Source organism: Pseudomonas sp. C2B4 (assembly GCF_013359695.1).
Taxonomy (GTDB): Bacteria; Pseudomonadota; Gammaproteobacteria; order Pseudomonadales; family Pseudomonadaceae; genus Aquipseudomonas.
The window spans coordinates 21248-36672 of record NZ_JABFMU010000061.1; the positions used below are offsets into that span (position 1 = coordinate 21248).

Genomic DNA, 15425 nt, shown 5'->3' on the forward strand with positions numbered 1-15425 from the left:
GATGGATATCAATCTCAGCGACTTCCACTTCCTGCGTCCGCTGTGGCTGTTGTTGCTGCCCTTCGCCGCCTCGCTGCCACTGCTCTGGCGCCGCAGCCGCGACCTGCAACGGCGTTTGCGCGGCAACATCGCCGAGCACTTGTTGCCGCACCTGCTGATTACCCCGCAGGACCGGCAATGGCTGCGCCCGGTGCACCTGGTTTGCGCCTTGCTGATCGTGGGTGCACTGGCCGCCGCCGGGCCGACCTGGGAGCAGGATCGGCCGGACTTTCTGGAAAACCGTGCACCGCTGATCATTGCAATAGACCTGTCGCCGTCGATGGACGCCACCGATGTGCAACCCTCGCGCCTGGAAGCGGCGAAACACAAGTTGCATGACCTGATCCAGCGTCGCGCCGGCGCGCGCAATGCGCTGATCGCCTACGCCGGCAGCGCGCACCTGGTACTCCCGGCAACGGATGATCCTGCCTTGCTCGACACCTTTATCCAGGCTTTGAGCACCGACCTGATCGGCAAGCCAGGGAAAAATGTCGGCGCGGTCATCGACCAGGCCAAACGCCTGCTGGCCGCCGAAAAATCCCCCGGCACCCTGCTTTTGATCACCGACGGCGCCGACACTTCGGGGCTGGCCGGCCTGGATAAACAGCTGGACGACAGTGCCCTGCAGGTCCTGATCCTCGCGGTTGGCAGTGAAGACGGCGGCATCATCCGCGACGCCAGCGGCCAGCCCCGCACCGACAGCAACGGGCGCCCGGCGCTAGGGAGTTTCGATCAGGCGGCGCTCAAACAGTTGGCCTCGGCGGTGGATGCGCCGCTGGGCAGCCTGACCCTTAACAACGACGACCTCGATTGGGTCGACTTGCATGCCCAGCAGCATTTCCAGAGCGCCAGCGACGAACAGCGTGAATTGCATTGGAAGGACGCCGGTTACTGGTTGTGCTGGCCACTGCTGTTGATTGCCTTCTTCAGTGTGCGCAAGGGCTGGAGCCTGAACTGGATGCCCGGCTTGCTGTTGGCCCTGAGCCTTGGCCTGCAACCGGCACCCGCGCACGCCAACGGGCTGACCGATGCATTCTTCACCCCCGACCAGCAAGGCCGCTGGGCCTTCGAACACGAACACTTCCCCCAGGCCGCCGCGCACTTTTCCGACCCCTACTGGAAAGGCATCGCCGCCTACAACGCCGCCGACTTCGACCTGGCGCTGGCCAGCTTCGCCCGCCTGCAAACACCCCAGGCGTATTTCTATCTGGGCAACATTTATGTGCGGCGCTTCAAGTTCGACCAGGCCATTGCGGCCTACACCCAGGCATTGAAGCTGCAACCGCAATTCCCTGAAGCCACGGCCAACCTCGCCCTGGCCATCGCCTTGCAGAAAGACACCGAAAGCGCTGAACAGAACGCCCCCGAAACCAAACCCGACGACATCAAAATGGACAAGGCGCCGGGCAAGGGCCAGAGCAAGGCCTTGCAGATCGAACAGGCGGCGTCGGATGAACAGTGGTTGCAGAACCTGAGCACATCACCGGCGAAGTTCCTGAAACAGAAGTTCAGTTTGCAGGATCAGGCGGGGGCTAAACCATGATTCGTCTGGTAAACCGAGTCGCGCCATTCGCGAGCAGGCTCGCTCCCACATTGGACGTATGTGCACCGCAAATCCCCTGTGGGAGCGAGCCTGCTCGCGAATACGCCAGATCACTCACCACATATTTAGGCACCTTGCTCCTGTGCCTGATCAGCACAGCCACCCTCGCCGCCGAACCCGAATTAAGGGTCCAAACCCGCCTGCAACCGACAACGGCTCCCATGGTCGGCAGCCTCGTCGAATTGCAACTCGACATCCTCACCGACACCTGGTTCACCGACGCCCCCACCCTGCCCGACCTGAAACTGTCGGGGGCGCTGGTGATGCCACCGGACGGTCATGCCGAACACCTGAACCAGACCCTCGACGGCAAATCATTCAACGGCATGCGTTTCAGTTACCTGATCACACCCAATGTCGCGCAGGATTTCGAGATCCCCGCCCTGACCGTTCGTGCAACCCCGGGCCAGGCCACTACGGAACTGAGTGCGCAAAGCCAACCGCTGCATTTCACCGCGGCGCAACCACCGGGGTTCAAGCCCGGTGAGCCGGTGCTGGTCGCACAGGCGCTGCGTTTCACCCAAAACATCATCCAGCCAGCCACGCCATTGAAAGTCGGCGACAGCCTGACCCGGCAATTGACCCTGCAAGCCGACGGCGCCCTGGCCATGTCGTTGCCGACGCCAGCACTGGGCGATGTCAGTGGCCTCAGCCGTTACCCGAAGGCGCCGCAGGTCAGCACCCTGGACGACGGGCGCGGCCACTTCACCGGTGGCCAGCGCGTCGACAGCGTCACTTACCGGATCGACCGCGAAGGCCATCACACCTTGCCCGCCATTGAATTGAAATGGTGGGATGCCAGCAGTCAGCAGACCCGTACCGTGCAAGTCCCCGCCGTGGATATCGACGCCGTGGCCAATAGCGCTTATCGGCCGGTGTTTTCCATCAGCGAAGACCTTAAGAAACTTGGCCAGCAACACCGCCTGCACCTCTCGGGGTTGGCCCTTGGCCTGCTGGCACTGCTGTTGGGCGTGGCGCTGCTGGTGTGGTTTGCGCGGCCGCTGATCCACCGCGTCTACCTCGGTTGGCAGGCCCGGCGTCGCGCCCGGCACATGGCCTGGCTGCAATCGGCCGACTACGCCTGGCGGCAAATCCCGACCCAACTAGATAGCAAACCGCCACAGTTCAGCGCCCTCTATCTATGGACCCGCCGCAGTCGCAAAGGCCTGAAATTGACCGGTCTGGGCCCGCGCCTGCAGGCCCTGTTACGCGCCTGTTATGGCCGTGAACCCACCAAAGATCTGGCATTGCAACAACTCAAGGATTCCTTGACTACGCTGCATAGTCAGGTCGAACCCAACCAAGAATCAGTCGCTCCCGCACTGCGCCCCCTGAACCCTGTACACGAGAAGGATGTTCCATGATTAGCCCGATATCGATCCGCCAGCATCACGGATTGAAGTTTTTGCTGACGCTGGCCCTGAGTCTGCCGTTGCTGGTTCAGGCGGCCGAACCGTTACCCTCGTGGAACGACGGCCCGTCGAAAAAGAACATCATCGAGTTCGTTCAGGCCGTGACCGATCAAGGCAGCAAGGATTTCGTCAGACCCGAAGAGCGCATCGCCGTGTTCGACAACGACGGCACGCTGTGGAGCGAGCAGCCGATGTACTTCGAGTTCCTGTTCGCCCTCGACGAAGTCAAGCGCACAGCGGCGCAACACCCGGAATGGAAAACCACCCAACCGTTCAAGGCGGTGCTGGAAGACGACCATCAGGCCCTGGCAGCGACCGGCATGGACGGCCTGATGAAAATTTTCGCCGCCACCCACACCGGCATGACCACCGAAGCCTTCGACGACTACGCCAAGACCTGGCTGAGCCAGGCCCGCCACCCGAAAACCGGCAAGCCCTACACCGAAATGATCTTCCAGCCGATGCTGGAAATGCTCGACTACCTGCGCAGCCAGGACTTCAAGACCTACATCGTCTCCGGTGGCGAAACCGGGTTCATGCGTGCTTTTGCCGAGAAGGTCTATGGCGTTCCGCCCGAGCAAGTGATTGGCACCACCTTTGTCACCACCTTTGATTACAAGGATGGCCAGGCCTCGATCCTGCGCACGCCGAAACTGGCCCACAACGATGACGGCCCGGGCAAACCGGTCAGCATCGAAGCCGTGATCGGACGGCGGCCGATTCTGGCGTTCGGCAACTCCGACGGCGACCTGCAGATGCTGCAGTGGACCGCTGCGGGACCGGGAAAACGTTTCATGGGTTTGGTGCATCACACCGACGCCAAACGCGAATGGGCCTACGACCGCGAATCGAAGATCGGTCGCCTGGACAAGGCCCTGGACGAAGCAAACAGCCGTGGCTGGACCGTTGTGGACATGGCCGCCGAATGGCGCCGGATCTATCCCTTCGATGCCGCCACCACCGGGCAAGTGCAATAGAGGAAAGCGTAAAGCAGGACTGCAACGAACGGTTGTCGCATCACGCGACGCAAGCGAGCAAAAGGAGCAAGTCATATGACTGGCATACGCAAGTGGATACCGAGGGCGGCTTTGCTGGCGGCTTCGGTCATGGCGTTCTCGGCGACAGCCGGGGCCGCCGATAAGCCCAATATCCTTGTCATTTTCGGCGATGACATCGGCCAGACCAACATCAGTGCCTACTCTTTCGGCGTGGTCGGCTACAAGACCCCCAACATCGACCGGATTGCCAAAGAAGGCATGATGTTCACCGACTACTACGCGGAGAACAGCTGCACGGCGGGACGTTCGACTTTCATTACCGGCCAGTCTGCATTGCGCACCGGCCTTTCGAAGGTGGGCATGCCGGGCGTGCCGGTAGGTTTGCAGGCCAGGGACGTGACCATTGCCCAGGCGCTCAAGGCCAAGGGTTACGCAACGGGTCAGTTCGGCAAAAACCATTTGGGGGACAAGGACGAGTACCTGCCCACCAACCATGGCTTTGACGAGTTCTTCGGCAACCTCTACCACCTCAATGCCGAGGAAGAGCCAGAGCGTCCGTATTGGCCCAAAGATGACCCCGCATTTCTCAAGGCGGCCACTCCCCGTGGCGTGATCCACAGTTTTGCCGACGGCAAGATCGAAGATACCGGTGCGTTGACCAAAAAACGCATGGAAACCATCGACGACGAAACCACTGCCGCTGCCCAGGCGTTCATCGAGAAACAGGCCAAGGCGGACAAACCGTTCTTCGTCTGGATGAACACCACCCGCATGCACGCCTTCACTCACATACGTGAGTCCATGCAAGGCCAAAGCGGCATGCCTGGCAACGACTATGCCGATGGCATGCTCGAGCATGACGGCGACGTGGGCAAGCTGCTCAAGACACTGGATGACCTGAAGATCACCGACAACACCATCGTGGTCTACACCACCGACAACGGTCCGAACCAATGGTCCTGGCCGGACGCAGCGACCACGCCATTCCGCAACGAGAAGAACTCGAACTGGGAAGGCGCCTTCCGGGTACCGGCGATGATCCGCTGGCCTGGACATGTCAAACCTGGCGAAGTGTCGACCCAGATGTTTTCCGGGCTGGACTGGTTCCCGACCTTGCTGGCCGCTGTCGGCGATACCGATATCAAGGATCGCCTGCTCAAAGGGGCTGACGTCGGTGGGAAAAACTTCAAGGTGCATCTGGACGGGTACAACCAGCTGGATTACCTGACTGGCAAGACCGACAAGAGTGCGCGTAACGAGTTCTTCTATTTCAGCGATGATGGTCAGCTGGTAAACATGCGGATGGGCGATTGGAAGATCGTTTATTGCGAGCAGCGCGCACCCGGCGGTCTGAAGGTGTGGAGCGAACCCTTTACCTGTCTGCGTGTACCCAAGCTCTTCAACCTGAGAATGGACCCGTATGAGCGTGCCGACGTCGTGTCTGACCAATACTATGATTGGCTGACCAAGAACGACTACTTGCTGATGCAGGCCACCCAAAAGGCCGCAGGGTTCCTGCAAACCTTCGTTGATTACCCGCCTAGCCAGCGCCCGGCGAGCTTCAGCATCGACCAGATACAAAGTGAAGTTGACAAGAAAATCGAAGAAAAAATGAAAAACGCCAAGTAACACCGCGTGACCGCCGCTCGCCTTCATTGGCGAGCGGCCTAATTTTCCATTGGAGACCGCGTTAACTTCATTCGCGAGCAGGCTCGCTCCCACAGGGATTTTCCGCTCACCAAAGATCTACTGTGGGAGCGAGCCTGCTCGCGAAGGGGCCGGTGCAGTCACTGATGTATTTGAACCGGAACAAGGCAATCGGCAATGTCCTCACGTGTCGCCAGCAAGTCGTCGGCCATACCCGCTCCCCGCATCGCCTCCCCGGCGCTGATGATCCCCGCCCTGCTGCTGTTCGTCTCCGGTGCCGCGGCGCTGGTGTACCAGGTGCTGTGGATCAAGCAGCTGTCATTGGTGGTGGGCGTCGAGGTGTACGCCATTACCACCGGGATCAGCGCGTTCTTTGCGGGCCTGGCCCTGGGTGGACTGTGGTTCGGCCGCTGGGCCGACCGCTTGCAGCAACCGGTCCTGCTGTATGCCGGGCTGGAAGTGCTGGTGGCGGTGCTTGGTGTCGGCGCGACCTTCGCCATGAGCCTGGCGGCACAGCCATTTGCCTGGCTGGAACAACAGATCGGCCTGCTGGCCTGGGTGTTGCCGTTTGCCCTGGTCGGCCTTCCGGCACTGCTGATGGGCGGCACCCTGCCGGTGTTGGTGCGCTCGCTGGCGGCTGACCCGCAACAACTGGGCAAGGCTGGTGGCCACCTGTATGCGGCCAACACCGCCGGCGCCATCGCTGGCACCCTGCTTGCCGCGTTCGTGCTGATTGCCGCCCTGGGCGTACGCGGCAGTGCCCTGGCCGCCGCCATGTTCAACCTGCTGGCCGCCGCCGGTGCCCTGTGGTTCCAGCGCCAGCGTCCGCTATCGATTGACGCGCCGAGCAGACCCCACGCCGACAAGGCGCCGGATCGCCTGGCCTTGTGGCTGTACTCGATTGCCGGTGGCGTGGCCCTCGGTTACGAAGTGGTCTGGTCGCAATCGATCGTGCAGTTCATGAGCACCCGCACCTATGCATTCGCCGTGGTGCTGGCGACCTACCTCACCGGCCTGTTTCTCGGCAGCGCCCTGCTCTCCCGTCGCGTCGATCGCCTGCGCGATCCCTGGGGCGTGTTCGGATTGCTGATTGCCGGTGCCGGACTGGTTGCCCTGCTGGAAATCGCCCTGCTCGGCCGTTGGCTGGTGCTCGCCCAAAGCGTGGTCGAAGCCTGGGTGCTGTCGCTGGGGGCCAGTGAGTTGGCGGGCATGAGCGCACGCTTTGCCGTGGCGGCCTTGAGCATCGTGTTCGTGCCGACGGTGCTGCTCGGCGCGGCGTTTCCCGTGGCCCTGCGCTTGAGCGTCGGTCGCGAGCACGTCGGGCGCCATGTCGGGGAAGTGGTGGCCTTCAACACCCTGGGCGGGATCATCGGCGTGATGCTCTGCGGGTTTGTGCTGATCCCGCTGCTGGGGCTGGTGCGTACCCTTGGCTTGCTGGCGATCATCGCCGCCGGGATTGGCTACTTCGCGGTGCGCAAGGGACATGGCGTCAAGAAAGGCCGGCGTCAGGGCGTGGTGGCGGTCGGTTTACTTTCAGTGGCCGTGGCGCTGCTGCCCCCCGTGGACAAACTGGCCAGCCTGCTGCCCGGCGCGCGTAACGCAACACTGGCCTTCTACGAGGAAGGACGTGGGGGTACCGTCGCCGTGGTCACCCAGGGCAAGGGACAGAAGGCGTTCCAGCGTTTGTACATTCAGGGCGTCTCGAACACCGGCGACGCCATGCCATCCCTGCGCTACATGCGCATCCAGGCGCTGTTGCCCCTGCTGATCCACAACGCCGAGCCGCGTTCGGCACTGGTGATCGGCTTCGGCACCGGCATCACTGCCGGCGCCCTGACCCGTTATCCGGGGCTGGAGCATCGGGTCGTTGCTGAATTGCTGCCATCGGTGGTCAAGGCCGCACCGTTGTTCAAGGGTAATTTCAATGCTGCTGCCGACCCGAGCGTCGACGTGCGTCTGCGTGATGGTCGTCAGGAACTGCTGCGCAATCCGCAGCGCTATGACCTGATCACCCTCGAGCCGCCACCGCCCTCCGCGGCCGGCGTGGTCAATCTGTACTCCCGTGACTTCTATCAGTTGGCCGCCAGTCGCTTGCAGAAACAGGGTCTGGTCGCCCAATGGCTGCCGCTGCCGACGCAGAATATCGACGACTCGCGCTCACTGGTGCGCAGCTTCCTCGATGTCTTCCCCTATGCCACGTTGTGGACCAGTGAATTCCACGAAATGCTGCTGGTGGGCTCGCTGGAGCCGATCGAACTGGATGCCGGGAAAATCAGCCAACGCTTCCAGCAGGACAGCGTTCGCGGCACCTTGCAGGATGTGGGCATCGGTTCGGCTGCCGCGTTGCTCGCGACCTGGGTGACCGATCGCGCCGGACTGGAACGCTTCGCCGCCGACGCGCCAGCGGTGACCGATGATCAACCTCGCATCGAATACGCCCCCTGGGTTCGGGCCAAGGAAATCACCCGGGTGCTCCCGACTCTCCTGGACCTGCACACAGCGCCGCCGCTGGTGAATGCCGACGCAGGGTTCAATGAGCGCATGAATGCGCACCGCCAACGCCTGATGCAATTCTATCGGGCGAGCCTGCATGCCTACGACGGAGATCGTGATGCCTGGGGGCGGGACATTCGCGAGGTGATGGCTGGGGATGGCGGGAATCCGTATTACCGGTGGTTTGTCGGGGAGTGATGTAGCGCCCTCCAGGCCGCCTTCGCGAGCAGGCTCGCTCCCACAGTAGATCTGCGGAACAAACAGATTCCTTGTGGGAGCGAGCCTGCTCGCGAAGAGGTCATCAGCCTCGCCGCACAAGAAGATGAACAGCCAAAAAGCGCCCGGCGCTCGCAAAATTCGCCATTTTCATCCAAAGCTGCACAACCGATCACAACCGTCATTTGACAGACGCCGGCCATCCGGCAAAGCTGCATCGAGCATGAACGCGCGCCTGACGGCAAACGCACCTGGACTACGGAAGTCGCAATGCCGAAAGATAAAAATAAAGCGGTAACCCCAAACCCTGATTCGCAACCGACCCTGATCAACCGTTACCTGTTTCCCGTCACCATCGGCGCCCTGCTCCTGGCTGTCGCGGGTATCGGCTGGTTCCTGTTCAGCAGCCAACCGGTTCCGACGACTTACGCGCCCGCCAGCCCACCTGCCGCTCAACCGGTCAAGCCGCCACCGGTGGCCGTCGCCGCGCCAACCGCACCGGCGAAAATGGTCGACGAGCAACAATGCCAAGGCTGTCACAGCGCCCAGGTCAAGGACTGGCAAGGCTCCCATCACCAATTGGCGATGCAGGAAGCCAACGCCGAAACCCTGCTCGGCGACTTCAACAACGTCACCTTCAAGGCGGAAGGCGAAACCACCCGTTTCTCGCGCAAGGACGGTGGATTCTGGGTCAACACCCCCGGCATCGACGGCAAGAACGCCGATTTCAAGGTCGCCTACACCTTTGGCATCGCGCCGTTGCAGCAGTATCTCATCGAGGTCGGCGACGGGCGCTTGCAGGCCCTGGGCGTGGCCTGGGATACCGAGAAACATCGCTGGTTTCATCTGTATCCGGGCCAGGGCGTCACCTTCAAGGACCCGCTGCACTGGAGCAAACCGAGCCAGAACGCCAATTTCATGTGCGTCGAGTGCCACACCACCGGTTACAAGCGCAATTTCGATGCGGCAAAAAACACCTTCGACAGCCAGTGGAACAGCCTCGGTGTCGGTTGCCAGGCCTGCCACGGCCCGGCCTCCAATCATCTGGAATGGACGGCGAAAAAAACCGACCTGATCCACTCAGGATTTGCCGTCGACCTCAAGGACAAGAACGCCACCGTCGAAATCGAAACCTGCGCCCGCTGCCACGCCCGCCGCGCACCGTTGGGCGATGGTTACACCGTCGGCAAGCGCCTGATGGATGACTACCTGCCGAGCACCCTGACCCGTGAGTTGTATGCCCTCGATGGCAAGATCAAGGATGAGGTGTTCGAACACGGTTCCTTTGCCCAAAGCAAAATGTTCGACAAAGGCGTGCGTTGCAGCAATTGCCACAACCCCCACAGCACCCAGCTAAAGGCCGAAGGCAACGGCGTCTGCCTGCAATGCCACAACACCGCGGCCAAGACCTCGGTCGAAGGCGTCGATGGCAAGGGGCTGCAAGCGAAAAACTACGATTCCATTGAACACACCCGCCACACCATGGGCCAACCGGGATCGCAGTGCGTGGATTGCCACATGCCCGGCAAGTTCTACATGGGCAACGACTTCCGCCATGACCACAGCTTCAGCATCCCCAACCCCGAGCGTGCACAAAAACTCGGCACGCCGGACGCCTGCCTGACCTGCCACCAGGGCAAGGCCGGGGACAAGGTCACTGAGCAGTTCAAATTGTGGAACACCGCCAACGCCGGCACCGCTCAAGCGCCACGCTACGATGAAAGCCTGTGGCTGATTCGCACTGGTCAACCGGGTGCGGCGCAAGCCTTGTACGAGCAGTTGCAACGCAGCAACCTGCCGGCGATTCAACGGGCGACCCTGCTCACCGAACTGCCGTCGTACCCCAGCGAGCAGGCGCTGAAACTGGCCACCAAAGACCTGGGGAACCCTGCCCCGCAAGTGCGTGAAAGCGCCGTGCACGCGGTGAGCGCCTTCTTGCCCCCGCCGGAGCGTGCACCGCTGTTGACGCCGTTACTGAGCGACCCGGTAAAAGCGGTGCGCATCGCCGCAGCGCGGGACTTGCTCGGCGTGGCGCGCAACGGTTTTGGCACGGCACAAGACCGCTGGAACAGTGCCATCGCCGAATACGAGGCCGTGCAACGCAGCCTGGCCGAGCGCGCCGAAGCCAATCTCAACCTGGCCATGCTGTATCAGGCCAGCGGTCGCAATGGCGAGGTCGAGGCGCTGCTGCGGACTTCGCTGCAGCGTGATCCGGATTTCTACCCGGCCCTGGTGACGCTGGTGCAATGGCTGGAAGCCAATGGCCGCAGCCAGGAAGCCCGGGCGCTGCTTGCGCAAAGCCTGAAGGAACATCCCGACGCCGCCCTGCTGCAACACACCCAGGGCTTGTCACTGGTGCGCGCCGGTCAATCCGCGCAGGCCATGCCATTCCTGCGCAAAGCCGCGCAACTGGAACCGCAGACCGCGCAGTACGGTTACGTGTTGGCGGTGGCACTGCATGACAGCGGCAAGGTGGACGAGGCGTGCGAGGAGTTGGAGAAGTTGCTGAAAGTGCAACCCACCAACCGCAATGCTCGCCTGGCGCTGATCCAGTACTACCTGAACAACGGGCAGGAACCCAAGGCACAGGTGCTGCTGCAGGGCTGGAAGAAAATGAACATGGGCGATCCGGCGTTGAAATGATCGGGGGTTAGATCCTTTGTGGGAGCGAGCCTGCTCGCGAAAGCGGTGTGTCAGTCACATCAATGTTGAATGTGCTGTCGCCTTCGCGAGCAGGCTCGCTCCCACAGGTCAGGTGGGGGAATGTCACCGCCGCCGAAACAACGGTCGCGGCTCAATCACCGACCGCCCGTACAACACACTCATCCCCGCCAGCCCTTTCAACGCATCCTCGGCGGATTTGTCCTCGCGCACCGCGAAGCTGTCGAAACCGCACTGGCGCATGTGGCTGAGCTGATCGCGCAGCACATCACCGATGGCGCGCAGCTCGCCGGTCCAGCCCAAACGGGTGCGCAGCAAATACGCCTGGCTGTAGGCGCGTCCATCGCGAAAGCTCGGGAAATCCAGGGCGATCAATGGCAGTTGGGCCAACCATGGCTTGAGGCTTTCCACTTCGTCGTCCGGTCCCAGCCAGACGCCCTGTGGCTGCGGGCTCTCCAGCCAGCGGGTCAGCGGCAAAATCAGTTGACCGGCTGGCAACCCGGCCTCGAGATCCCTGATCAATACCCAGGGATCATCAGCGACAATCCGCGCCACACCCTCCTCCAGTCGCAACAGATTGTTCATGCCGACACCTCCAGCGCTTTCGGGTAGACCGACTCCTTGAACGGCTCAAGTCCGATGCGATGGAAGGTGTCGACGAACAGTTCCTCGCTCTCGCGATAACGAACGAAGGTCTCGATGATGCGCTCGATGACGTCGGGCACTTCACTGGCGCTGAAGGACGGGCCGATGACCTTGCCCAATGCGCTGTGCTTGCCCTGGGCGCCGCCGAGGGTGATCTGGTACCACTCGCTGCCGTTCTTATCGACCCCGAGGATGCCGATATTGCCGATGTGGTGGTGGCCGCAGGCATTCATGCACCCGGAGATGTTGAGGCTGATATCGCCCAGGTCGTGCAGGTAGTCGAGGTCTTCGAAACGGGCCTGAATGGCTTGGGCTATCGGGATCGACTTGGCGTTGGCCAGCGCACAGAAATCGCCACCGGGACAGGCAATGATGTCCGTGAGCAAGCCGACGTTGGCACTGCCCAGATTGTGCTCGCAGGCCAGGCGCCAAAGTGCGAACAGATCTGCCTTGGGCACGTCCGGCAGGACCACGTTCTGTTCATGGGCGATGCGGATTTCGCCGAAACCGAAGCGCTCGGACCAGTTGGCAATCGCTTCCATCTGGGCCGTGGTGACATCGCCCGGTGGCGCGCTGATGCCGGGTTTGGTCGACAGCACCACGCTGACATAACCCGACACCTTGTGCGCCTGCACGTTGCGCAACACCCAGCGTGCGAACGCCGGGTTTTGCGCCATATGGGTACCGAACTGCAGATCGGTGCCGGCCAGTTCGCGATAATCCGGCGCGACGAAGGCACTGGCGACGCGCTCGAACTCATCCCGGGTCAATTGCGCCGGGCCGTCCTTGAGGTACTGCCACTCCTCCTCCACTTCCCGGGCGAACGCCTCGATACCCAGGGCCTTGACCAGGATCTTGATCCGCGCCTTGTACTTGTTGTCCCGTCGGCCATGGCGGTTGTACACGCGCAACACCGCTTCGACATAGGACAACAAATGCTGCCACGGCAGGCCTTCGCGGATCTGCAAACCAAGGATCGGCGTGCGCCCCAGGCCGCCACCGACGATCACCCGCAGCAGCATTTGCCCGTCTTCACCGGGATAAAGATACAAGCCGATGTCATGCATCATGATCGCCGCCCGGTCCTGCTCGGCGGAGCAGATGGCGATCTTGAACTTGCGCGGCAGGAACAGGAATTCCGGGTTGATGGTCGACCATTGCCGCAGGATCTCGGCCAGCGGACGCGGGTCGATCATTTCGTCCGCCGCGACGCCGGCGAAGGCTTCGGTGGTGATGTTGCGCACGCAGTTGCCGGAAGTCTGGATCGCGTGCATATGCACTTCCGCCAGGCGCTCGAGGATGTCCGGCACCTGAGCCAGTTCGATCCAGTTGAACTGCATGTTCTGCCGGGTGGTGAAGTGGCCGTAGCCGCGGTCGTAATCCCGGGCGATGCTCGCCAGCGTGCGCATCTGCCGGGCACTGAGCGTGCCATAGGGAATCGCCACCCGCAGCATGTAGGCGTGCTTCTGCATGTACAGGCCGTTTTGCAGGCGCAACGGCAGGAACTCTTCTTCGCTCAGCTCACCGGCCATGAAGCGTTCGACCTGATCGCGAAACTGCGCAACCCGCTCGAACACCAGCGCCCGGTCATAGTCGTCGTACTGATACATCTGGCTACCTCATCAGGGTTGATCGGGCTCTATTGCTGATGCCTGGCGCGACACTTGTGGGATCGAGCCTGCTCGTGAAGGCGAAGTGTCAGGCGACATCGATGTTGAATGTGCTGGCCTCTTCGCGAGCAGGCTCGCTCCCACAGGGTCTGGGTCTCGCCTGGACTGCATCAACTGCGGCTCGTTTCGAGGTAGCGACTATGGACCCGCGCTGATTTTCATTACAGATTCAGCTATTCATGAAAAAACCGTATCAGAGGTAGCGCTGCGTAGCTCGCCTCGCTGCAGATCTGATCCGCATAAATGACCTTTTCCTGAGTCTGTTTTGAATTGACCGATGTTTTACAGTTGCCCGACTTTGCAACCGTGGAAGCATTGAGCATGAGCACAACAACTAACGGACAGGCCTATAACTACAAGGTCGTCCGCCAATTCGTCGTGGCGACCGTGGTCTGGGGCGTCGTGGGGATGGCGATGGGCGTGTGGATCGCCTCGCAACTGGTATGGCCGCAGATGAACTTCGACCTGCCGTGGACCGGTTTCGGCCGCTTGCGGCCGCTGCACACCAGCCTGGTGATTTTCGGTTTCGCCGGCAGCGCGCAGTTCGCCGCCAGTTATTACGCGGTACAGCGGACCTGCCAGGTGCGGCTGTTCTCGGACAAACTCGCCGCGTTCACCTTCTGGGGCTGGCAATCGGTGATCGTGATCATGCTGATCAGCCTGCCGCTGGGCTACACCACCACCAAGGAATACGCCGAGATCGAGTTCTCCGGCGCGGTGTGGATGACGGTGGTCTGGGTGGCCTATGCCATCGTGTTCTTCACCACCGTGGTGCAACGCAAGACCAAGCATATCTACGTGGGCAACTGGTTCTTTGGCGCGTTCATCGTCGTCATCGCGATGTTGCATGTGGTCAACCACCTGTCGATCCCGGTGGACTGGTTCAAGTCCTATCCAGTGTATTCCGGGGCCACCGACGCCATGGTCCAGTGGTGGTACGGCCACAACGCCGTGGGCTTTTTCCTGACCACCGGTTTCCTCGGCATGATGTATTACTTCGTGCCCAAGCAAGTGGGCCGACCGGTGTACTCCTATCGCTTGTCGATCGTGCATTTCTGGGCACTGATCACCCTGTACATCTGGGCCGGTCCCCACCACTTGCACTACACCGCGCTGCCGGACTGGGCGCAGTCGCTGGGCATGGCGATGTCGCTGATCCTGCTGGCCCCGAGTTGGGGCGGGATGATCAACGGCATGATGACCCTGTCGGGCGCCTGGCATAAGTTGCGCACCGACCCGATCCTGCGCTTCCTGGTCCTGTCCCTGGCCTTCTATGGCATGTCGACCTTCGAAGGGCCGATGATGGCGATCAAGACCGTCAACGCCCTCTCCCACTACACCGACTGGACCATTGGCCATGTACACGCCGGGGCATTGGGTTGGGTAGCGATGATCACCTTCGGCGCGACCTATCACATGGTGCCGAGAGTCTTCGGCCGTGAGCAGATGCACAGCACGCCGCTGATCAACCTGCACTTCTGGCTGGCGACCATCGGCACGGTGCTGTACATCGCCTCGATGTGGGTCAACGGCATCACCCAGGGCCTGATGTGGCGCGCCATCAACGACGACGGCACGCTGACCTACTCCTTCGTCGAAGCCTTGCAGGCCAGCCATCCGGGGTTCGTGGTGCGTTTTGCCGGTGGCGTGTTGTTCCTCACTGGCATGCTGGTGATGGCGTACAACGTGTGGCGTACGGTGCGAGTGTCGGACCTGAAAATGGCAGAACTTGAGGCGCAGATAGCCTGATGATCGAAATCGCACTGAACGTTCTGGGGGCGGTGAGCCTTTGGCTGGCGGTCGAATATTGTTTGAAGCATCAGACCGCTGAAAGTCTTGAAGAGGCCAGCCTGATGCCATTTGCCGATGACCCGGAGGTGGCGCGGCGGGTGGAAGCGGCTACCGGCAAGACCATCCATGCCGTGGCGCCGGAAGAGCCGAAACCGGGTTGGGGCAACCTCGAGATTTGATTCAAGCCCCATCCCTTGTAGGAGCGAGCCTGAACTGGCCTAATGATTTTGGACACTTCAATCGGGCGCTA

At 61.6% G+C, this 15425-nt stretch carries 10 protein-coding genes; 8 read left to right on the forward strand and 2 right to left on the reverse strand.

All coding sequences use genetic code 11. The features are described 5' to 3' along the window. The first annotated feature begins 1 nt into the window (after position 1). The 6 genes from HNQ83_RS26305 (at position 2) to HNQ83_RS26330 (ending at position 11051) form a co-directional block, all read left to right on the forward strand. Positions 2–1582 carry a VWA domain-containing protein gene (locus HNQ83_RS26305; protein ID WP_175391734.1) on the forward strand — a complete coding sequence of 527 codons (1581 nt, stop codon included), beginning with the start codon at positions 2–4 and terminating at the stop codon, positions 1580–1582. Then, positions 1579–3006 (forward strand): BatD family protein, encoded by a 1428-nt coding sequence (locus HNQ83_RS26310; protein WP_175391735.1) that lies wholly within the window; start codon positions 1579–1581, stop codon positions 3004–3006. The genes HNQ83_RS26305 and HNQ83_RS26310 overlap by 4 nt, the downstream gene beginning before the upstream one ends. Next, positions 3003–4031: an HAD family phosphatase gene (locus HNQ83_RS26315; protein WP_175391737.1), complete on the forward strand. Its 1029-nt coding sequence runs from the start codon at positions 3003–3005 to the stop codon at positions 4029–4031. The genes HNQ83_RS26310 and HNQ83_RS26315 overlap by 4 nt, the downstream gene beginning before the upstream one ends. Positions 4032–4106: 75 nt before the next feature. Further along, positions 4107–5681: an arylsulfatase gene (locus HNQ83_RS26320; protein WP_175391739.1), complete on the forward strand. Its 1575-nt coding sequence runs from the start codon at positions 4107–4109 to the stop codon at positions 5679–5681. 195 nt (positions 5682–5876) lie between these two features. Next, a complete protein-coding gene (locus HNQ83_RS26325) occupies positions 5877–8390 on the forward strand; it encodes a fused MFS/spermidine synthase (RefSeq protein WP_175391741.1) in 2514 nt (837 codons plus the stop codon). Between the two features lie 288 nt (positions 8391–8678). After that, positions 8679–11051 carry a tetratricopeptide repeat protein gene (locus HNQ83_RS26330; RefSeq protein WP_175391743.1) on the forward strand — a complete coding sequence of 791 codons (2373 nt, stop codon included), beginning with the start codon at positions 8679–8681 and terminating at the stop codon, positions 11049–11051. Positions 11052–11174: 123 nt separating this feature from the next. Here HNQ83_RS26330 and HNQ83_RS26335 read toward each other — a convergent pair whose 3' ends face one another. Together HNQ83_RS26335 and HNQ83_RS26340 are read right to left on the reverse strand one after the other, a co-directional pair. Next, the gene (locus tag HNQ83_RS26335; protein ID WP_175391745.1) at positions 11175–11654 is read right to left on the reverse strand and encodes a DUF934 domain-containing protein; all 480 of its coding nucleotides are present in this window, start codon (positions 11652–11654) and stop codon (positions 11175–11177) included. Then, positions 11651–13324, reverse strand: coding sequence for a nitrite/sulfite reductase (locus tag HNQ83_RS26340; protein ID WP_175391746.1), 1674 nt, complete (start codon positions 13322–13324; stop codon positions 11651–11653). Before HNQ83_RS26340 ends, HNQ83_RS26335 begins: the two co-directional genes overlap by 4 nt. A gap of 381 nt (positions 13325–13705) precedes the next feature. Here HNQ83_RS26340 and ccoN point away from each other — a divergent pair, with 381 nt between their 5' ends. Both ccoN and HNQ83_RS26350 read left to right on the forward strand, forming a co-directional pair. After that, positions 13706–15133: a cytochrome-c oxidase, cbb3-type subunit I gene (gene ccoN / locus HNQ83_RS26345; RefSeq protein ID WP_175391748.1), complete on the forward strand. Its 1428-nt coding sequence runs from the start codon at positions 13706–13708 to the stop codon at positions 15131–15133. Continuing rightward, a complete protein-coding gene (locus HNQ83_RS26350; protein WP_175391750.1) occupies positions 15133–15354 on the forward strand; it encodes a cbb3-type cytochrome c oxidase subunit 3 in 222 nt (73 codons plus the stop codon). Before ccoN ends, HNQ83_RS26350 begins: the two co-directional genes overlap by 1 nt. Positions 15355–15425: the final 71 nt, after the last annotated feature.

Coding starts and splice junctions, on each gene's coding strand:
- HNQ83_RS26335 (WP_175391745.1), bottom strand. CDS start 11,654: ATGAACAATCTGTTGCGACTGGAGGAGGGTGTGGCGCGGATTGTCGCT.
- HNQ83_RS26305 (WP_175391734.1), top strand. CDS start 2: ATGGATATCAATCTCAGCGACTTCCACTTCCTGCGTCCGCTGTGGCTG.
- HNQ83_RS26340 (WP_175391746.1), bottom strand. CDS start 13,324: ATGTATCAGTACGACGACTATGACCGGGCGCTGGTGTTCGAGCGGGTT.
- HNQ83_RS26330 (WP_175391743.1), top strand. CDS start 8,679: ATGCCGAAAGATAAAAATAAAGCGGTAACCCCAAACCCTGATTCGCAA.
- HNQ83_RS26325 (WP_175391741.1), top strand. CDS start 5,877: ATGTCCTCACGTGTCGCCAGCAAGTCGTCGGCCATACCCGCTCCCCGC.
- HNQ83_RS26315 (WP_175391737.1), top strand. CDS start 3,003: ATGATTAGCCCGATATCGATCCGCCAGCATCACGGATTGAAGTTTTTG.
- HNQ83_RS26310 (WP_175391735.1), top strand. CDS start 1,579: ATGATTCGTCTGGTAAACCGAGTCGCGCCATTCGCGAGCAGGCTCGCT.
- HNQ83_RS26350 (WP_175391750.1), top strand. CDS start 15,133: ATGATCGAAATCGCACTGAACGTTCTGGGGGCGGTGAGCCTTTGGCTG.
- HNQ83_RS26320 (WP_175391739.1), top strand. CDS start 4,107: ATGACTGGCATACGCAAGTGGATACCGAGGGCGGCTTTGCTGGCGGCT.
- ccoN (WP_175391748.1), top strand. CDS start 13,706: ATGAGCACAACAACTAACGGACAGGCCTATAACTACAAGGTCGTCCGC.